Origin of the sequence: Streptomyces afghaniensis, from assembly GCF_044327915.1 — a bacterium.
Taxonomy (GTDB): Bacteria; Actinomycetota; Actinomycetes; order Streptomycetales; family Streptomycetaceae; genus Streptomyces; species Streptomyces afghaniensis.
This window is the reverse complement of the sequence record NZ_JBIRGJ010000005.1, coordinates 818,343-837,364: the sequence shown is the minus strand read 5'-3', so window position 1 is coordinate 837,364 and position 19,022 is coordinate 818,343. Positions and strand designations below refer to the sequence as shown.

Below are 19,022 nucleotides of genomic sequence, written 5' to 3'. Positions count from 1 at the left end.
CTCCGGGGCTACGGCGTGACCGTCGTCGGCGATCCGCTCTACTCGGTCTTGATGGCGGTGAGCATGTCCAGCCGGGCCGCGCTGCGTGCGGGCCACTGGGCGGCCAGCAGGCCGACCAGCGCCGCCAGCAGCAGGAAGAGCGCGAACCGGCCCCACGGCAGCTCCAGCGCGTATCCGGGGACGTCCGCCTTCGTGATCTCGCAGAGGGCCCAGCCGAGGAAGGAACCGAGCCCGATACCGATCACGGCGCCGAAGAGGGAGATGACCACGGACTCCAGCTGGATCATCCGCGTCACGCCCGGCCGGTCGAGCCCGACGGCGCGCAGCATGCCGACCTCCCGCCGCCGTTCGAAGACCGACATCGCGAGGGTGTTCACCACCCCCAGCACCGCGATGACCAGGGACATCGCGAGCAGGCCGTACACGACGTTCAGCGTGGTGCCGACCTCGCCGTTGAAGTGGTCGCGGATGTCCTGCCGGTCGCCGACTTTGCTCCCCGGGTGTCCGGCGAGGGCATCGGCCAGTGCTTTCTCGTCGGTGCCGCCATCCGTCTTGACGTAGATCCACAAGATGTTGGTCTCGTCCTGGTGCGCCTCGACCACGTCCGCGGAGACGACGACCGGCGAGACGACCTCGTTGCTCTCGAAAACAGCCCCGACGGTCACCCTGCCGGTCTTCGAGTCGTCGTACTCCACCGGCAGGGTGTCCCCCACCTTCCAGCCGTGGGACCGCGCGACATCATCGGCGACGGCGATCTGCCCCTTCGTGAGCGTGTCCAGCGAGCCGGAGACCACCGCGAGGTGGATCACTTCGGGGAAGTCCGCCGGGGTGACACCGGAAAACTGCTGCCAGCTGCCGTCGATCGTCATCGACCCGGTCTGCTCCCGCGACACCGCCCTGACACCCTCGACCTCGCGCAGGGCGGCGACCGTCGAGGCGTCCATGCCCGTGCCGTCGTCCGTGACCATGTAGTCGGCCTTGACGATGTCGGTGGTGATCTTGTCCGCGGAATGACCGAGGGTGGCGGCGACCACGGTCAGAGCGCTGACCAGCGTGAGTCCGATGGCCAGCGCGGAGGCGGTGGCTCCGGTACGGCGCGGGCTGCGTACGGCGTTCTGGCCCGCGAGTTTCCCGGAGACCCCGAAGCCGCGCCGCAGCAGCGGCTGTACGACCGCGATCACGGGCCGGGACAGCAACGGGATCAGCACGATGGCCCCGATCACCACCAGGAAGGCACCCAACCCGACGATCTTGCCGGCCTTGGAGCCGCCCGTCCCGGCGCCCGCGACGACGACCGCCGCGCCGAGCAGTGTGGCGATCGCGCCGAGAGAGTTGCGCAGCACCAGGGACTTGGTGGTGGCCGGCAGGTGTGCGCTGCCGATCGCCGCGACCGGCGGGATCTTCGCGGCGCGGCGGGCCGGCAGCCAGGCGGCCACCATGGTGACCAGGACCCCGACGACAGCCGCGACCAGGACGGTCGTCGACGTGACGGCCAGCGGCCCGTCCGGAATCTTCGCCCCGGCGAAACCGACCGTGGAACGCGCTACGGCGGCCATGGCGGCGCCCAGCCCGAGTCCGGCGGCCGCGCCGGCCGCGCCGACCACCACCGCCTCGGTCAGCACGGACCGGGTGACCTGCCTGCGCGAGGCGCCGACCGCGCGCAGCAGGGCGAGTTCCCGGGTGCGCTGGGCGGCCAGCATGGTGAAGGTGTTGGCGATCAGGAAGACGCTGACGAAGAGCGCGACGCCGGCGAAGGCGAGCAGCAGGGTATTGAGCGTCGACGCGTCTCCCGCGACCGCCTTGGCCTTCTCGTCGGTGAGTTGCTGCCCCGTCCGGGCCTCCGCGTAGTGAGGAAGCAGCTTCCTGACGGCGGCGGCGAGTTCGGTGCTCGAAGTACCGGGGGCGGCGGTGACGGTGACGGACTGATAGACGCCCTGCCGGAGGAAGAGCCGCTGTGCGACCGGCGTGTCGAACAGCACCAGGCTGCCGCCCTCGGCCACCGAGGTGGCCTCGGTGGTGAAGATGCCGGAGAGCTTGTACGTCTTCGCCGGACCCTCCAGGGCGACGGGCACGGTGTCGCCGACGTCGTAGCCACCCTTGTCGGCGGTGTCCTTGTCGAGCGCGACCTGCCCGGGCCCGGTGGGCCCGCTGCCGTCGGTGAACTCGTAGAGCCCGTCCTTGCGGTCCTTCCCGGGCGCGAAGTTGGCGGCCGAGTTGTACAAGCCGTCGCCGATGAGCCCGCCGTTCTTGTCGGCGACGGAGGCCATCCCTTCGACCCGCCCGGCGGCATCGGCGACCCCGTCGAGTCGGGCGATCTCGTCGAACGTCTTCCGGCTGATGCCGGGGAACTCGCCGGAGTCGTCGGCGTTCGCGCGGACCTCGACGTCCACGTGGGCGTAGCTCTTGGCCGCCTGGCTGCGGTGGGCGTGGTTGAGGGTGTCGGTGAAGATCAGAGTGCCGGAGACGAACGCGACGCCGAGCATGACGGCGAGCACGGTCATCAGCAGTCTGGCCTTGTGCGCGAGGACGTTGCGCAGGGCTGTGCGGAACATGGTGGCGGGTCCTGGTGAGGTGAGAGGAGGGGAGGACGGGGTCGGCTCAGCTCGTACGGAACTTGGTGTCGAAGGACTTCATGAGGTCGAGGACCGCGTCAGCGGTCGGCTCGTACATCTCGTCGACGATCCGCCCGTCGGCGAGGAAGACGACCCGGTCCGCGTAGGAGGCGGCGACCGGATCGTGGGTGACCATGACGACGGTCTGGCCCAACTCCCGTACGGAGTCACGCAGGAAGCCGAGGACCTCCGCACCCGCGCGCGAGTCCAGGTTCCCCGTCGGCTCGTCGCCGAAGACGATGTCCGGCTTTGATGCGAGGGCACGGGCGACGGCCACACGCTGCTGCTGGCCGCCGGAGAGCTGGGCGGGACGGTGGCTGAGCCGGCCGGACAGCCCGACCATCCGGATGACGGTCTCCAGCCACTGCTTGTCCGGGGCGCGGCCCGCGATGTCCATCGGGAGCGTGATGTTCTCGAGCGCGGTGAGGGTCGGCAGCAGGTTGAACGCCTGGAAGATGAAGCCGACCTTGTCCCGGCGGAGCCGGGTGAGCTGCCGGTCGGTCAGGGAGCCCAGCTCTACGTCGCCGACACGGACCGAACCGGAGGAGAAGCTGTCCAGCCCGGCGACGCAGTGCATCAGCGTGGACTTGCCGGATCCGGAAGGCCCCATGATCGCCGTGAACTGGGACTGCCCGAAGCCGACACTGACCCGGTCGAGGGCGACCACCCGGGTGTCGCCCTGTCCGTAGACCTTGGAGAGCTCGGTGGCGCGGGCGGCCACGGTGGGCGTGGCGGTGCCAGGGCCGGTGGGCGAGGCGGTGGTCACGAGTAGTACTCCGTTCGACGGCAGAGGCAGCGGGGGGCGCGGGCCGTCCGGACAGCCACGGACAGCACAGGGACACGGGCGTCCGGGCCCCACCCCGCTCGGTGCTTCTCCATCGTCCGGTTCCTGCGGATCCTGCGGATCAGCCGAAGTGCCGACGCCCCGAGGCTGAGGCGAGAGGCGGTCTCATGAGCCTCAGGTATGCCGTCGTGTCAGCTCCGAGGATGAGGCCCGGTGGAAACCGCCTGGGAGACGGCGACCTTGGTGGGGGGGCATCCCTCCCCACCGGCCTGGACGCGTCTCTGTACCGACAAGACGCGCCCACCGCCGTCTCAGCCGTACGGCCGATGCACCGCCAGGCCGAGCGATGCGACTCTCGTGCACCAGGCGGGCGAAGCGTGACCCGCAACTTCTACGCCATGCGCGTCGCGCAGATCGCGCGCAAGGAGAAGGGGCCGTCTTCCTGCCGCAACGCGTCCTGTCGTTGATGGGCGGGTCGGTTTCGAGGTCGACGTGGAAGGTGTGGAACCCGTGGCCGTGTTCGGTGGTGGCCGTCTCCGGTCCGCCGCGTCGGTAGGCGCGGCGTCCGAGCCGGGTGACCGCTGTGCTGCCGGCGGGCGTGACGCCCGGGGCGTTGGCATTGACGACTGCGCCGCCCGCGCCCGGCGCCCGCGGGCCTCGCGGGGCCGGCTGGCCGTGCTCGGCGGGCGAGGCCGGTAGCCGGTCGGCAGTGGGCTGATGCGGGAGGGAACGCGCCGCCATCCGCAGCGCGCCGCATCCCGGACCACCGCCCGCCGCACCGGCACGCCGAAGGCCCGGGCGCGCAGCGCCCGGGCCCGGATCCGCAAGACGTCGGGAAGGCCGACGACGCCGGAGGAGTCAGCGGCTGACGCCCACCTGTTCCAGGGCCTTGCGCAGGGGCTCCCAGCCGATGGAGCGGGGCAGGCCGCGGTTGCGGGCCTGGACGAGGGGACGCCAGAAGCCCGCTTCCACGAGGGCCTCGGGACGTACCGCGCCGGCCCGTTCCAGGATCGCCTCGGGGACCTTCTGGGGGTCGGGGATCTTGTACTCGGCCATGATCTCGTCGTACTTGTCGTGCAGGACCCGGTTGTTCGGGTCGGCGCCGAAGACGACGAGCTGGCCGGTGGGCGCGGTGTCCACCTGGACCGTGACCAGGTCGGGGCGGTAGCGCGCCAGCACCTCGGTGATCTTGAAGACGTCGCCGGTCCAGGCGTTGGTGTGCCGGTCCCGGGCCGCCTCGTCGACGCTGCGCGGCAGCATGTCGTCGAGGACGATCACGCTGGACCAGTCCGAGTACTTCTCGACGTTCATGAAGTCGCGCAGCGCGAACTCGAACAAGTGCATGCCGTCGATGAACGACAGGTCCAGCGTCGTTTTGCGCCAGTAGCCGATCGGACTGCGGCCGCGGCGCAGGTTGCGCAGCGGGTGACGGCCGCCCTTGAGGTGCTGGAGCGGGTTGTCGCGCGCGAAGAAGTCGTCACTGGTGGCCTTCACCAGGTGGACGTCGCACCTCAGCTCCGAGACCACCTTGAAGGCGGGGTCGATCGCGATGCTGGGGACGCGGGACAACGTCAGGCTGCGGCCGTCGTTGACGCCGATCTCCAGGTAGTTGCGATTGGCGCTGACCTTGTGCAGTTCCCGGAGGAACTCATGGCGTTTCACGAAGGGGACCTTCCTTGCGGATACGGGGCAGTGCTTCGTGCAGGGCGGAGCGCCAGTCGCGCGGCAGGGGCAGGCCGATCTCCTGCCACCGGCGGTGTGCGAGGGCGCTGTACGCCGGGCGCGGCGCGGGCCGGGGGAAGGCCGCGCTGCTGGTGGGGCGCACCCGGTCGGGGTCGGCGCCGATGAGGGAGAACACCTCGCGGGCCAGTTCGTACCAGGTGGCCTCGCCGGAGTTGGTGGCGTGGAAGACGCCGTGCGCGTCGGGGCCGAGCCGTCCGCCGAGGTCGGCGATCCGTTCGGCGACGTCCGCGCTCCAGGTGGGCTGCCCGCGCTGGTCGTCGACGACATCGAGGGTGTCGCGGCGGGCTTCGAGTCCGATCATGGTCCGCACGAAGTTAGCGCCGTGGACCCCGTAGAGCCAAGCCGTGCGCACGATCGCGCTCGCTCCGGGCAGCTCCTCCAGTACGGCCCGCTCCCCGGCCAGCTTGGTGCGACCGTAGGCGGTGCGCGGACCCGTCGGATGATCCTCCGGGTAGGGCGTCGTGCGGGCCTCGCCGGAGAAGACGTAATCCGTGGAGACGTGGATCATGCGGGCGCCGTGCGCGGCACAGGCCCGGGCCAGCAGTCGCGGTCCGTCGCCGTTGATCTCCAGGGCGCGGGCCTCGTCGCTCTCGGCGTCGTCGACGGCCGTGTACGCGGCGCAGTTCACGACCAGGTCGGGACGGTGGTCACGGACAGCCGTGTCGACGGCCGCGGGCCGGGTGATGTCCAGGGCCGCCCGGTCCAGGCCCGCCACCTCCTCGCCGCGCCGGGTGAGTTCCTCGACCACGTCACGGCCGAGCATGCCGCCCGCCCCGGTGATCAGCCACCTCATGCCCGCTCCTGGGCGACGCGCTGCTTGAGGGGTTCCCACCAGGCGCGGTTGTCGCGGTACCAGGCGACGGTCTTGGCGAGGCCGGTGGTGAAGTCGTGGCGGGGGCTGTAACCGAGTTCGTCGCGGGCCTTGGACCAGTCGACGGAGTAGCGCAGGTCGTGGCCCTTGCGGTCCTCGACGTACTCCACCCGGTCCCACCCCGCGCCACAGGCCTCGAGGAGCAGCCCGGTGAGCTCCTTGTTGGTGAGCTCGGTGCCGCCGCCGATGTTGTAGACCTCGCCGGGCCGGCCCTTGGTGCGGACGAGGTCGATGCCCCGGCCGTGGTCGTCCACGTGCAGCCAGTCGCGGACGTTGAGGCCTTCGCCGTACAGCGGCACCTTGTGGCCGTCGAGGAGGTTGGTGACGAACAGCGGGATGACCTTCTCGGGGAACTGGTGCGGGCCGTAGTTGTTGGAGCACCGGGTGACGCGCACGTCCAGGCCGTGGGTGCGGTGGTAGGCCAGGGCGAGCAGGTCGGAGGAGGCCTTGGAGGCCGAGTACGGGGAGTTGGGTTGCAGCGGGTGTTCCTCCGGCCAGGAACCGCTCTCGATGGAGCCGTAGACCTCGTCGGTGGAGACGTGCACGAAGGGGCCCACGCCGTGGCGCAGGGCGGCGTCCAGCAGGGTCTGGGTGCCCAGCACGTTGGTGCGGACGAAGTCGGCCGCGCCGGTGATCGAGCGGTCCACATGGGATTCGGCGGCGAGGTGCACGACCTGGTCCGCGTCGGCCATGAGCTTGTCGACCAGTTCGGCGTCGCAGATGTCGCCCTGCACGAACTCCAGCCGGGGATGGCCGAGTTCGAGGTTGTCGAGGGTGCCGGCGTAGGTGAGCTTGTCCAGCACGGTGATGCGCGGCGCGTCGGGCGCGTCCGAGGTGAGCAATGCGCGGACGTAGCGGGAGCCGATGAACCCGGCTGCGCCGGTGACGAGGAGGTTCATGAAGTGATCTGCACCTTGCTGTGGTCTCCGAGGACGAAGCGGTGGGCGCTGGGGACACTGGGGGCCGGCGTCACCTCGACGTGCCGGCCTATCAGCGAGGCCTCGATCCGGCCGACGCCCTGGATCGAGGAGTCCCGCAGCACGATGGAGAACTCCAGTTCACTGTCGGTGATCCGGCAGTTCTCCGCGATGGAGGTGAAGGGACCCACGTAGGAGTTGCTGATGACGGTTCCGGAACCGATGACGGCGGGGCCGACGATGCGGGAGTTGACGATCCGCGCGCCCTCCTCCACCACCACGCGCCCGATGGTCTCCGACGCGGTGTCCGCGTCACCGTCGATCCGGCGTTCCATGCCCTCGAGAACCATGCGGTTCACCTCGAGCATGTCGCCGACGTTGCCGGTGTCCTTCCAGTAGCCCGTGATGACCGTGGAGCGCACGTCGGCGCGGGAGTCGATCAAGTGCTGGATGGCGTGGGTGATCTCCAGTTCGCCGCGCCAGGACGGTTCGATGGCGCGGACCGCTTCGTGGATCAGGGGGGTGAACAGGTAGACGCCGACCAAGGCGAGATCGCTCTTGGGCCGGTCGGGTTTCTCCTCCAGGCCGACGACCTGGCCGGAGGGGTCGAGTTCGGCGACACCGAAGGCGCGTGGGTCGGCCACGCGCGTGAGCAGGATCTGGGCGTCGGGCCGGTTGCCGCGGAACTCCTCGACGAGGTCGGTGATGCCGCCGACGATGAAGTTGTCGCCGAGATACATCACGAAGTCGTCGTCGCCCAGGTAGTCCCGGGCGATCAGTACCGCGTGGGCCAGCCCCAGGGGCCGCTCCTGTGGGATGTAGGTGACCTTGAGGCCGAACTGCGACCCGTCACCCACCGCTTCCTCGATCTCCGCGGCCGTGTCCCCGACGATCATGCCCACGTCGGTGATGCCGGCCTCGGCGATCGACTCCAACCCATAGAAAAGCACGGCCTTGTTGGCCACTGGCACCAGTTGCTTGGCCGACGTGTGTGTGATCGGCCTCAGTCTTGTTCCTGCGCCGCCGGACAGCACGAGAGCCTTCATTCGGTTCACCATAGTCGTGATCCGGCGGATGTGAACATCACTTCTTTTGGTTGTCGATGCGCGAAGTTACGCTCCTCGTCACCGCGCGGCCCCCCGGGGAGCGGTCAGTCCTCGCCCCTGACGATGTTCCAGTCCGGCTCGGAGCGCGCGTTCCGGGTGGTGGCCCGGTCCTCCACGGCGGGGAGGCAGGTCCGCAGCGCGGCCTTTCCGCGCAGGCGGCGTGCCTTCGACCAGCCGGTCTCGGGCCGACGGGCGAGGGGCTTGTCACTGGTCTCCATGGTCGTCACGGCTCATCATCTTCCTTCTGCGTTCCGCTGCTGTTCGAGTCCCCATGAACAAACCGGACAAACACCAGTCGTGACGCCTCGGCGGCGCTCTGAAGTCCCGCGCGTCTCAAGGCCGTTGAACCCCGGCATACGACGGTCCCGCGCACCGTGCGTGCGCGGGACCGGCCGGCCGGGTGCTGTCGTCACGTGTTGGGACGCGCGGCGCTGATGTCGCCCAACGCCGAGTCCGGGTCGCGCTCCATGGCCATGTCGCCCAGGGAGACGATGCCCACGGGGTGGCCGTGGTCGACGACCGGAATACGGCGCACTGAGTGCTCGCGCATCAGCTCCACCGCCTGGTCCAGGTCGTCGTCGGGGCTGACGGTGACCAGGTCGTCACTGCACGCGCCGGCCACCGTGGTCCGCTCCGGGTCCCCGCCCTTGCTGATCGCCCGGACCACCAGATCACGGTCGGTGACCACACCGCGCAGATCGTCGCCGTCCGTCACCAGGACGACGCCGAGGTCCTCGTCGCGCATGATGCGGGCCACCTCGGCGACGGAGGTCTGCGGCTCGACCGTGGCCGGATCGCTGGTCATGATGTCGCGGACATGCTGAGCCATGACGTTCCTCTTCCTTCGGCTCGTTGCGGGTTCTCCGTCCTGCGCCGCCCGGGTACCCGCGAACCGGCCAGGTCACCAGGTGATCGTGGACGGTCTTCACCGCCCCAGCACGATCTCCGCCCACACCTGCTTGCCGCCGCTGACCGGCAGAGTCCCCCACGTCGCCGACAGGGCCTCGACGAGGAGGATGCCCCGGCCGCCCGTGGCCTCCCAGCCGATGCTGGTCGGCCGGACCGGGCTGCGCGGGGAGGCGTCGGCGATGGCGACGCGCAGGCGGTTGTTGATGAGCGTGAGGTCCATGCGGACCCGGCCGTCGGTGTGGACGAGGGCGTTGGTGACGAGTTCGGAGACGACGAGCAGGACGGCGTCGACGTTCTCGGTGACGCCCCAGGAGCGCAGGGTGCGCCGGGCGAAGCGGCGGGCGTGCCCGACCGCCTGCGGTACGCGCCACACCGTCCAGCTCTCCCGCAGCGGGCGCAGGTCCATGCCGTCGTAGCGCATGAGGAGCAGGGCGACGTCGTCGCTGCGCGGGGCGTCGCCGAGGAGGGCGTCGGCGACGAGCCCCAGGTCGGCGGGGGCGGCTTCGGCCAGCCGGTCGGCGAGGCGGTCCATGTTCTCGTCGATGTCGGTGCCGGGCGTCTCGACGAGCCCGTCCGTGGCCAGGGCGATCACCGTGCCGGGCGGGAGGCGCAGCGGGCTCATGGGGAAGTCGGCCTGGGTGATCACCCCGAGGGGCGGCCCGCCCTCGGCCTCCGCGATCTCGGTCCGGCCGTCGGGGTAGCGCAGCACCGGCGGCAGGTGCCCGGCACGAACGCACCAGGCGGAGCCCTCCTCCAGGTCGACGTCGACGTAGGCGCAGGTGGCGAAGAGGTCGCTCTCCATGTCCATGAGGAGCCGGTTGGCGTGCGCGACCACCACGTCGGGCGGGTGCCCTTCGACGGCGTAGGCGCGCAGGGCGGTGCGCATCTGGCCCATGAGGGTGGCCGCGCCGGCACTGTGGCCCTGGACGTCGCCGATGATCAGGGCGACGTGGTGGTCGGGCAGCGGGATGACGTCGTACCAGTCGCCGCCGAGCTCCAGTCCCGCCGTGCTGGGCAGGTAGCGGGCGACGGCCACCGCGCCGGGCAGCCGGGGCAGGCGGCGCGGCAGCAGCTGCCGCTGGAGCATGCCGACGAGTTCGTGTTCGGCGTCGAAGGCCCGGGCCCGCACCAGGGCCTGTCCGGCGAGACCGGCGCAGGCGGTGAGCAGGGCGCGCTCGTCGGGGCCGAACTCGTGCGGGGTGTCCCAGCCGATCAGGCAGGCGCCGGCCATGCGGTTCCCGGCGGGCAGCGGCAGGACGGCGAGGCCGCCGGGGCCGACCTCGGCCAGGGCGCGCTCCAGGGGGCTGCCGGCGGGCCAGATCCGGGCGCGGCCCTCGCGCAGCGCGGCGGCCAGGGTGGGCATGGCGCGCACGGGCGCGTCGGGCCACTCGCTGCGCCACTCCCTGCGCCACAGCTCGGGCCAGACGTCGGGTTCGGGCGGGTCGAGGACGGTGACGACGAGCCGGTCGCTCTCCAGCTCGGCGAGGGCGATCCGGTCGGCCCTGAGCGGCCGGCGGAGTGCGGCGACCACGGCGTTGCCGACGTCGCGGACGGTGACGGCGGTGGCCAGCGCGGTGGCCAGGCGCTGGACGCGGGCCACGTCGGTGACGTCGGAGCGCAGCGTGGAGGCGTCGGCGACGGTGCCCACGAGCCGCGCCGGGTGGCCCTCGCCGCCGGGCAGGAGACGCCCGGTCAGCCGGAGCCACTTCGGCGGGCCGGTGGGCTGGAGCACGCGGAACTCCAGCTCCCGGTCGCCGATGGACATGTGGTCCGCCTCCACGACGGACATCAGCGAGGGCAGGTCCTCCGGCACGGTCAGGCCGAGCAGGGTCTCGACGCGGCCGTCGAACTCCACGGGGTCCAGGCCGAACAGGTCCAGCAGGTCGTCGCCGGCCCGGACGCGGCCGGTGTCCATGGCGAGGCTGAAGGCGCCCGGCGGCAGTTCACCGCCCTCGGCGGCCGCGGCGGGGGCGGTGAAGGCGATCGCCTCGGAGATGAGTTCCAGGCACTCGCGGTCGTCGGTGTCGAACCCGGCGGGGCGCTCGCTCACGGCGAGCAGGCAGCCGCCGCCGTTCCCCTGCACGGGCAGGGCGACCAGGTGGAAGTACCGGGACGGCACGCGCCGCGCCTGGGCGTACCCGGCGAGTTCCGCCGGGCCCATCGAGACCGGACGTCCATCGCGGTGGGCCTCGGCGACCGGGGAGCGCCCGGCGCGCGGGTAGCTGTCGCGCAGCCCGTACAGCGTCCTGGGCACGCCGGCCGACTCGACGAGGCACAGCAGTTCGCCGTCCTGACCGGGCGCGTACACGGCGACGAACGCCGCCCCGGCGAAGACGAGTGCCTGTTCGAGAGCGCGGTGCACCCGTTCGGGCGACTGCTGATCGACCGCGATCGCTTTGAGGGCACCTTCGGCACGCAGCGTTCGCGTTCCGCGCTCTTCGGCGCCCTCACTGACCACGTTGGCCATTACAGCGCTTATGAGACACCTGCGCAGCCCCTGTGAGCGTTCCGTGGAGGCCAGGCGGCACGGGCGCTCGAAAGCCACCGAACATGTCTTGACCCATGCGTTCCGCACGGTGTTCTCGTGACAGGCGTGACTGTCCGGGCCCGTCGCGTGGCTGGAAGGCTCGGTGCCCGTCACGACAGGGGGACGCATGGACAAGCGGTACGAGGTGTACGCGCTCGCCGACCGGCATTTCTACGAGACGCCGGACCGGCTGGCGCCGGGCGGGCAGGAGGCCGCGCAGTCAGCGGCCGCGCACCTCTACGAGACGGCCCGCCGGCCGGTGCCCGAGGGCTGGGAGGCGGCACGGATCGGCGACTGGCTGACGATGACTCCGCTCGGCCCGGACGGCGATCCGGTGCAGGGCCCGGCGCAGGGCTGGAAGATCCACGCCTCGGCGACCCGGGCGAACGCGGAGCAGATCGCCGGGACCGTGTGGGACTACTGCGTCGAGCGGCGGATCCCCTTCAAGTTCGTGCCGGGACCACACCTGCTGCACCTGCGCAACACCAAATACGCGCCGCGCGACGGCAGCGGCAAGTTCGTCACCGTCTATCCGGACGGCGAGGAGCAGCTGCACCGGGTGCTGCGCGAGCTGGGCGCGCTGCTGGCGGGGTTGGAGGGGCCGTACATCCTGACCGACCTGCGGTGGGGCGAGGGTCCGCTGTACGTCCGGTACGGCGCCTTCGCGCGCTCGTTCGTCGTGGACGAGCGGGGCTCGCTGGTGCCGGCGGTGCGGGACGGCGAGGGACGGCTGGTGCCGGACCGGCGGGCGCCGTCCTTCCAGGTGCCGGAGTGGGTGACGCTGCCGGAGTTCCTCAAGCCCCACCTGGACGCGCGCAACAACACGACGACGGGCGACCTGCCGTACCGCATCGAGAAGGCACTGCACTTCTCCAACGGCGGCGGTGTGTACACCGGCACCGACACGCGCGACGGGCGCAAGGTCGTGCTGAAGGAGGGCCGGCCGCACGCGGGGCTCGCCTCGGACGGCGCCGACGCGATCGCCCGGCTGGAGCGGGAGAAGCGGGCGCTGGAGCAGGTCGCGGGCACGGGCGTGGTCCCGGAGGTGCGCGACTGGTTCGAGCTCGGCGGCCACCGTTTCCTGGTGATGGACTTCCTTCAGGGCCGTCCGCTCAACTCGTTCTTCGCCGAGCGGCATCCGCTGCTCGCCCAGGATCCCGAGCCGGAGGCCGTCGCCGCCTACACGGCGTGGGCGCTGCGCATCCACCGCAGGGTGGAGGAGGCCGTGGCGGCGGTGCACGCGCGCGGCATCGTCTTCAACGACCTGCACGTCTTCAACATCATGGTCGCGCCGGACGAGGAGACGGTCTTCCTTCTCGACTTCGAGGCCGCGGCCCCGGTCGGGGAGAACGGCCGCCAGGTCGTCGCCCATCCGGGCTTCTTCGCGCCGCCGGACCGCCGGGGCGCCGACGTCGACCGCTACGCCCTGGCCTGTCTGCGGCTGGCCCTGTTCCTGCCCGTGACCACGCTGTTCGTGGTCGACCGCGGCAAGGCGGCGCATCTGGCCGAGGTGATCGCGGAGCAGTTCCCGGACGTGCCGCCGGAGTTCCTCGACGAGGCGGTCGCGGAGATCACGCGGGAGGTGTCCGGCCGTACGGTGGCCGCTCCGTCCTCTCCGGTGGATCCCGGCGACTGGCCGTACAGCCGTGACTCGATGGTCAAGGCGATCCTCGCCTCGGCCACCCCGGAGCGCGACGACCGGCTCTTCCCGGGCGACGTCGCCCAGTTCTCCGACGGCGGCGGGCTCGGGATCGCCCACGGCGCGGCCGGGGTGCTGTACGCGCTGGACGCGATCGGCGCCGAGCGGTACGAGGAGGGCGAGCGCTGGCTGCTGGCCCGGACGGCACCGGCCCCGGTCGGCACGCCGCTCGGCCTGTACGACGGTCTGGCGGGCGTCGCCTTGGTCCTGGACCGGCTCGGCCATCGGCAGCGGGCGCTGGACCTGGTCGAGGGCATCCTCGCGGAGCGCTGGCAGAACCTCTCCTCCGACCTGCACGGCGGACTGGCCGGACTCGGCCTCGTCCTCGGCCACCTGGCGCGCACCACCGGGGAAGCGGTGCTGCGCGAGCGGGCCGACGAGGCCGCCCGGATCCTCGTGCGACGGCTCGCCGAGCCGCTCCCGGCCACGCCCCGGCGGCGCGCCGGGCTGCTGCGGGGCGCGAGCGGTCCGGCGCTCCTGATGCTGCGGCAGTACGAGTGGACCGGCCGGGCCGAATGGCTGGAGGCGGCGGCCGTGGCACTGCGCCGGGACCTGGAGTCGTGTGTGACCCGCGAGGGCGGTGCGCTGGAGGTCGACGAGGGCTGGCGCACCCTGCCCTACCTCGGCGACGGCAGCGCCGGGATCGGCATGGTCCTCGACGACCTCGTGGCCCACGCCCCGCACCTGGCCGGGGAGTTCGAGCCGGCTCGCTCCGGTGTGCTCACCGCGGCCACCTCACGCTTCTACGCGCAGCCGGGGCTGTTCCAGGGCCGCGCCGGAATGATCCTGCACCTCGGCCGCACCACCGAACCGGGCGCGACAGCCGACCGGCTGGCCGCCCAGATCGCCGGACTCGGCTGGTTCGCGATGGCCTACGAGGGCCAACTCGCCTTCCCCGGCCACCAGATGATGCGGCTGTCCATGGACCTCGCCACCGGAACGGCAGGGTGCCTGCTGGCGCTCGGCGCGGCCCTCGACCCGGCGACCGACGCCCACCTGCCGTTCCTCCCGCCGCCGCACCGGCGGCTCACCGATACGCGGCTCCGCGATCCGGCGGAGTCGTGACACCACCCCGTCCCCACGGATGACCACGGACGGACACCCAACGGAAGGACACACCATGGCACTTCTCGACCTGCAGACCATCGAGTCCGAGGAGCGGACGGACGGTGGCGGCGCCAGCACGGTGAGCCTGCTCTCCTGCATCAGCGCGGCGAGCGTCCTGCTCTGTCTCTGACCGACGGTCCGCGGCATGGCTCCGGGCGGCTCTCTCCCTTCGGGGAGGGGCCGCCCGGGGTCCTCCCGTTTCACGAAAGGCCCGTATGACCACGCGTGCCGACGGCGATCCGGCGACCGGACACGCCCGCGTGCTGCTGCGTACGGCCACCCGGTACAGCGGGGCCCAGTGTGCGGCGCTGTGCCTGGTCAGCACCGCCGCGGCCGGTGCGGGACTGCTGCTGCCGACGGCGCTGGGCCGGGCGCTCGATCTTCTGCTGGCGCAGGCACCGGCGACCCGCTGGGTGCTGTACTGCGCCGGCCTCGTGCTGCTGCTCGCCCTGCTGGACGCGGCCCAGACCGTCCTGACCGGGACCGTCGACGCCCGCAGCACCGCGTGGCTGCGCCGCCGTCTGACCGGGCACGTCCTGGGCGTCGGCCCGCGGGCCGCCGACCGCTTCGGCTCCGGTGACCTCGTCGCGCGCCTGGTCGGTAACGCCGCCGAGGCGGGGACCACTCCGGCGGCCCGTGCGGCGCTGCTCGCCGCCCTCGCCGGTCCCGTCGGGGGTGTGGTCGCGCTCGGCCTGATCGACTGGCGGCTCGCGGCGGTCTTCCTCGCCGGGGCGCCCGTACTGACGTTCCTGCTGCGTGCCGTGGCGCGGGACACCACTCGGAGCGCGACGCGGTACCAGCGGGCCCAGGGCCGGATCGCCGCCGCGCTGGCCGAGGCCGTCGAGGGCTTCCGCACCGTCCGGGCGGCGGGTACGGAGGACAGGGAGACGGCCCGGGTGCTGCGGCCGCTGCCCGAGCTGTCCGAGGCCGGGCACCGCATGTGGCGGGTGCAGGGGCGCGCCGCCGCACAGGCGGTCGCCGTGGCGCCGCTGCTCCAGCTCGGGGTCGTCGCCGTGGCCGGTGTGCTGCTGACCCGGGACGGGCTGTCGGTGGGCGAGGTGCTCGCGGCCTCGCGGTACGCCGTGCTCGCGACGGGCGTCGGCGTCCTGGTCGGCCGGCTCGCGGGCCTGGCCCGGGCCCGTGCGGCGGCCCGGCGCCTCGGCGAGATCCGGGCCGAGCCCGCCACCGGGTTCGGCGAACGGCGGCTGCCCGACGGGCCCGGGCGGCTGGAGCTGCGCGGTGTGACGGCCCGGCGCGGCGGACGCACCGTCCTCGACGGGGTGGATCTCGTCGTACCGGGCGGCACGACCCTGGCCGTGGTGGGCCGCTCGGGCGCGGGCAAGTCGCTGCTGGCCGCCCTCGCCGGGCGGCTGGCCGATCCGGACGCGGGCGAGGTGCTCCTCGACGGTGTGCCGCTGCGCGAGCTGCCGCACGACGACCTGCGGCGCGCCGTCGGCTATGCCTTCGCCCGCCCGGCTCTTCTCGGCGGCACGGTCGGGCAGGCGATCGGCCTCGGCCTGGCGTCCCCTTCCCCCGACCGCATCCGCGAGGCGGCCCGCACCGCCCTCGCCGACGACTTCGTGCGCCGCCTCCCCGACGGATACGACACGGCCGTCGCCGACGCCCCGCGCTCCGGCGGCGAGTCCCAACGGCTGGGCCTCGCCCGGGCGTTCGCACACGGCGGCCGGCTGCTGATCCTCGACGACGCCCTCTCCAGCCTGGACACGGTGACGGAACGCCGCATCACCGACGCCCTCCTCGGCGACGGTCCTGGCACCACGCGGCTCCTGGTCGCCCACCGCAGTGCCACGGCCGCGTGCGCCGACGCGGTGGCCTGGCTCGACGGAGGGCGGGTGCGGGCGGTGGGTCGGCACGAGGAGCTGTGGCGGCTCGCGGAGTACCGGGCGGTGTTCGGGGAGGGGGCGGAACCGGCGCCCGCCGGGGCCGGGAGCGAGGCGGAGGCATGACGGACAGCCCTGTGCACGCCGAGAGCGGCACGCCCCCGCCCGCGCGGGGCGGACTGCCCGGGCGGGGCCTGCGGTTCCTGCTCGCCCGGTGGCGGGTCCTGCTGCGGCTCACCGCCTGGTCGGTGCTGGAGACCGGGCAGACCTTCCTCATCGGGTACGGGCCCGCCCGCGCCCTGGACGAGGGGTTCCTGCGGGGTCGGCCGGGTGTCGGGCTGGCCTGGCTGGCGGTGGCCGGGCTCGGTGTCCTGGCCGGGGCGTACGGGACCGCGCGGGTGTACGCCGCCGTCGCCGCGCTGGTCGAACCGTTCCGGGACCGGCTCGTGGAGCGGGTGGTGGCCCGGGGGGTGCGGACGGGTGGCGCGGGCTCCCTGTCGGGGCTCACCCAGCAGGTGGAGATCGCGCGGGACACCTTCGCCGGGCTGGTCATGGTCTCCCGCTCGTTCGTGTTCACCGCGGCAGGCGCCCTGGCCGGGCTCTTCACGCTCGCCCCGCCGCTCCTGCTCGTCGTCGGGCCGCCCCTGGCCGCGGGCGTGGCGCTGTTCGCGGCGACACTGCGGCCCCTCGCCCGGCGGCAGGAGGCGTTCCTCGTCGCCGACGAGGCCCTCGCCGGACACCTGGGCGCCGTCTGCCCGGGCCTGCGGGACATCACGGCGACCGGCGCCGAGGCGCACATCGCCGCCGGCACCGGCGAACGGGTCGAGGCGGAATTCCGGGCGGCACGCTCCCTGGCCCACTGGGGCGTCCTGCGCGTGGCGTCCCTGGCTCTCGGCGGCCAGCTCCCGATCGTGCTGCTGCTCGCCACCGCACCGTGGCTCCTGGCCCACGGCGTCACCACGGGCGCCCTGGTCGGTGCCCTCGCCTACGTCACCCAGTCCCTGCTGCCCGCCCTGCGCAACCTGGTCCACGGCCTGGGCACCAGCGGCTCCCGCCTGACGGTGGTGCTGCGCAGGCTGACCTCGACGGATTCCGTCGAGACCGAGGGCACCGGCGAGGACGGAAGGAGGACGGGGGCGGGCCGGCGCGTGGACCCCCGCCGCCCTGCGGAGACGGCAGAGCGCCACGAGAGGCCAGCCCCAGCTCCCGGCACCCTGCCCGACGGGCCCCGCGGCGCGCTCCCGGGAGCGGTACGGGCCGCCGACTGCACACTCCACACGCCCGCCGCCAGCGACGACACACCCCGCACGCCCACCGCCACCGAGGACGCACGCCGCCGGTCCTCCGCCACAGGCGGGACCGACCCCGCCGCCCCCTCACCCATCCCCTCTCCCCCGGCCCTGTCCCTCTCCTCCGTCACCTTCGCCTACGGCCCCGCCGGCACCCCCGTCGTCGACGGGCTCGACCTCACCCTCCCGGGCGGCTCGCACCTGGCCGTCGTCGGGCCCAGCGGCACCGGCAAGTCCACGCTCACCGCCCTCGTGGCCGGGCTTCTCACCCCGCAGCGGGGCACCATCACGGTGGGCGGACATCCCGTGCCCGGGCCGGAGGCGGCCGCCGCGCGCGTGCTCATCCCGCAGGAGGCCTACGTCTTCGGCGGCACCCTGGCCGAGAACCTCGCGTACCTGCGTCCGGACCCGGTGCCCGAGGAGGAGCTGCGGGCCGCCGCCGAGGCGGTCGGACTCACCCCGCTGGCCGACCGGCTCGGCGGCCTCGGCGCCCGGGTCGATCCGGCCGCCCTGTCGGCCGGCGAACGGCAACTGGTCGCGCTGGCCCGGGCCTATCTGTCGTACGCCCCGCTCGCCCTGCTCGACGAGGCGACCTGCCATCTGGACGCCGAGACGGAGGAGCGTGCGGAGCGGGCCTTCGCCGCGCGGCCGGGCGGGACCCTGGTGGTCGTCGCCCACCGCATCAGCTCGGCCCGCCGCGCCGGACGTGTGCTGGTCATGGACGGCCGGGGCACGGCCTGCGGCGGCCACGACGAGCTGATGCGGTCCTCCCCGCTGTACCGGGACCTCGTCGGGAGCTGGACCCCGGTGCCGGCCCGGCGGTCAGAGCCAGCCCTGTCCCTGCGAGATGCGGATCGCGTCGATGCGGTTGCGGGCCCCGGTCTTGCGGGTGATGGCAGCCATGTAGTTCCGCACGGTCCCGTGGGACAGGTGCAGGCTCCCGGCGATCTCCGCGATGGAGGCTCCCTCGGCCGCGAGGGATAACACGCTCAGCTCCCTGCGGGTCAGCGGCATCTCGGCCGCCTTGAGGAAACCGAAGCCCAGCGAGTCGTTGACGAAACGTTCCCCCTGGGCGACCCGGCGGATCCCGCGCAGCAGGTTCTCCGGCGAGCCCTCCTTGTCGACGTAGCCGAGCGCCCCCGCCTCGGCCGCCCGTTTCAGCAGGCCGGGTCTGTTCGCAGTGGCGAGCACCAGCAGGCGCGGGCGCGTCCGGTCCGGGCCCGGGCGGCACAGCTCGCCCAGCGGAGGGATGCCGTAGGAGTCCGCGCACTCCAGGTCCGCCGCGCACACGTCCGGCCGCACGGACGGCAGCAGTCCGGGCGCGCCTCGCCACGACGTGTCGTGCACCACGAGGTCGGGCTCTCCCCGCAGCCACTCCGCCAGCACCGATCGCACCAGACACTCGTCGTGCACCAGAAGCACCCGGATCACTGCCACCCCCTCGGCTCGCCGTACGCCCCGTCGTCGTGTTGAGCGCGTGCCCCATTGTTCGCGACCGTGACCCTCCGTGGGCGCGAAGATCCGGCCATCAGGGTGCGTGGGGGCGCACGCGCGGCGCCCATACCCCCGGCCGCGCTTCGACTTCGGCGGCATGGGTCGCGGCAGTCGGGGTACGCG

13 protein-coding genes and 1 pseudogene are annotated in these 19,022 nt (G+C 72.8%); 4 read left to right on the top strand and 10 right to left on the bottom strand.

From position 1 onward, the window contains the following. Positions 1-38: 38 nt before the first annotated feature. The 9 genes from ACH4G3_RS22350 to ACH4G3_RS22310 all read right to left on the bottom strand — a co-directional run bounded on the left by ACH4G3_RS22350 (position 39) and on the right by ACH4G3_RS22310 (position 11,409). A complete protein-coding gene (locus tag ACH4G3_RS22350; RefSeq protein ID WP_397626144.1) occupies positions 39-2,552 on the bottom strand; it encodes an ABC transporter permease in 2,514 nt (837 codons plus the stop codon). Positions 2,553-2,598: 46 nt separating this feature from the next. Continuing rightward, positions 2,599-3,378 (bottom strand): ABC transporter ATP-binding protein, encoded by a 780-nt coding sequence (locus ACH4G3_RS22345; protein ID WP_397626143.1) that lies wholly within the window; start codon positions 3,376-3,378, stop codon positions 2,599-2,601. An 876-nt stretch (positions 3,379-4,254) separates the two neighbouring features. After that, the gene (locus tag ACH4G3_RS22340) at positions 4,255-5,058 is read right to left on the bottom strand and encodes a class I SAM-dependent methyltransferase (RefSeq protein ID WP_020272074.1); all 804 of its coding nucleotides are present in this window, start codon (positions 5,056-5,058) and stop codon (positions 4,255-4,257) included. Further along, positions 5,045-5,932, bottom strand: coding sequence for a dTDP-4-dehydrorhamnose reductase (gene rfbD, locus ACH4G3_RS22335; RefSeq protein WP_397626142.1), 888 nt, complete (start codon positions 5,930-5,932; stop codon positions 5,045-5,047). Before rfbD ends, ACH4G3_RS22340 begins: the two co-directional genes overlap by 14 nt. Beyond that, the gene (gene rfbB, locus ACH4G3_RS22330; protein ID WP_397626141.1) at positions 5,929-6,909 is read right to left on the bottom strand and encodes a dTDP-glucose 4,6-dehydratase; all 981 of its coding nucleotides are present in this window, start codon (positions 6,907-6,909) and stop codon (positions 5,929-5,931) included. The genes rfbD and rfbB overlap by 4 nt, the downstream gene beginning before the upstream one ends. Further along, positions 6,906-7,973 carry a glucose-1-phosphate thymidylyltransferase gene (locus ACH4G3_RS22325; RefSeq protein WP_397626140.1) on the bottom strand — a complete coding sequence of 356 codons (1,068 nt, stop codon included), beginning with the start codon at positions 7,971-7,973 and terminating at the stop codon, positions 6,906-6,908. Before ACH4G3_RS22325 ends, rfbB begins: the two co-directional genes overlap by 4 nt. A 104-nt stretch (positions 7,974-8,077) precedes the next feature. Further along, positions 8,078-8,260, bottom strand: a complete 183-nt coding sequence (locus tag ACH4G3_RS22320; RefSeq protein WP_397626194.1) for a hypothetical protein — start codon at positions 8,258-8,260, stop codon at positions 8,078-8,080. Positions 8,261-8,442: 182 nt separating this feature from the next. Continuing rightward, positions 8,443-8,862, bottom strand: coding sequence for a CBS domain-containing protein (locus ACH4G3_RS22315; RefSeq protein ID WP_397626139.1), 420 nt, complete (start codon positions 8,860-8,862; stop codon positions 8,443-8,445). Between the two features lie 96 nt (positions 8,863-8,958). Next, positions 8,959-11,409, bottom strand: coding sequence for a SpoIIE family protein phosphatase (locus tag ACH4G3_RS22310; RefSeq protein ID WP_397626138.1), 2,451 nt, complete (start codon positions 11,407-11,409; stop codon positions 8,959-8,961). Between the two features lie 187 nt (positions 11,410-11,596). On the opposite strand from ACH4G3_RS22310, the gene lanKC reads away from it, so the two are divergent. From lanKC to ACH4G3_RS22290, 4 genes are all read left to right on the top strand, one after another. Next, positions 11,597-14,233 (top strand): class III lanthionine synthetase LanKC, encoded by a 2,637-nt coding sequence (lanKC, locus tag ACH4G3_RS22305; RefSeq protein WP_397626137.1) that lies wholly within the window; start codon positions 11,597-11,599, stop codon positions 14,231-14,233. Positions 14,234-14,288: 55 nt separating this feature from the next. Continuing rightward, on the top strand, positions 14,289-14,405 hold the full coding sequence (locus tag ACH4G3_RS22300) for a SapB/AmfS family lanthipeptide (protein ID WP_010040504.1): 117 nt from the start codon (positions 14,289-14,291) through the stop codon (positions 14,403-14,405). Positions 14,406-14,490: 85 nt separating this feature from the next. Further along, positions 14,491-16,242, top strand: a complete 1,752-nt coding sequence (locus tag ACH4G3_RS22295) for an ABC transporter ATP-binding protein (RefSeq protein ID WP_397626136.1) — start codon at positions 14,491-14,493, stop codon at positions 16,240-16,242. Beyond that, positions 16,239-18,389, top strand: a complete 2,151-nt coding sequence (locus ACH4G3_RS22290) for an ATP-binding cassette domain-containing protein (protein ID WP_397626135.1) — start codon at positions 16,239-16,241, stop codon at positions 18,387-18,389. Before ACH4G3_RS22295 ends, ACH4G3_RS22290 begins: the two co-directional genes overlap by 4 nt. Here the strand turns inward: ACH4G3_RS22290 and ACH4G3_RS22285 are convergent. Then, positions 18,312-18,998 (bottom strand): annotated as a pseudogene (locus ACH4G3_RS22285) (LuxR C-terminal-related transcriptional regulator); the annotation flags it as partial. The gene ACH4G3_RS22290 and the pseudogene ACH4G3_RS22285 overlap by 78 nt on opposite strands. Positions 18,999-19,022: the final 24 nt, after the last annotated feature.

Excerpts from the sequence above, each read along its gene's own strand:
- ACH4G3_RS22325 (WP_397626140.1), bottom strand. The coding sequence starts at position 7,973 with ATGAAGGCTCTCGTGCTGTCCGGCGGCGCAGGAACAAGACTGAGGCCG.
- ACH4G3_RS22295 (WP_397626136.1), top strand. The coding sequence starts at position 14,491 with ATGACCACGCGTGCCGACGGCGATCCGGCGACCGGACACGCCCGCGTG.
- ACH4G3_RS22315 (WP_397626139.1), bottom strand. The coding sequence starts at position 8,862 with ATGGCTCAGCATGTCCGCGACATCATGACCAGCGATCCGGCCACGGTC.
- ACH4G3_RS22290 (WP_397626135.1), top strand. The coding sequence starts at position 16,239 with ATGACGGACAGCCCTGTGCACGCCGAGAGCGGCACGCCCCCGCCCGCG.
- rfbD (WP_397626142.1), bottom strand. The coding sequence starts at position 5,932 with ATGAGGTGGCTGATCACCGGGGCGGGCGGCATGCTCGGCCGTGACGTG.
- ACH4G3_RS22310 (WP_397626138.1), bottom strand. The coding sequence starts at position 11,409 with ATGGCCAACGTGGTCAGTGAGGGCGCCGAAGAGCGCGGAACGCGAACG.
- ACH4G3_RS22350 (WP_397626144.1), bottom strand. The coding sequence starts at position 2,552 with ATGTTCCGCACAGCCCTGCGCAACGTCCTCGCGCACAAGGCCAGACTG.
- lanKC (WP_397626137.1), top strand. The coding sequence starts at position 11,597 with ATGGACAAGCGGTACGAGGTGTACGCGCTCGCCGACCGGCATTTCTAC.
- ACH4G3_RS22300 (WP_010040504.1), top strand. The coding sequence starts at position 14,289 with ATGGCACTTCTCGACCTGCAGACCATCGAGTCCGAGGAGCGGACGGAC.
- rfbB (WP_397626141.1), bottom strand. The coding sequence starts at position 6,909 with ATGAACCTCCTCGTCACCGGCGCAGCCGGGTTCATCGGCTCCCGCTAC.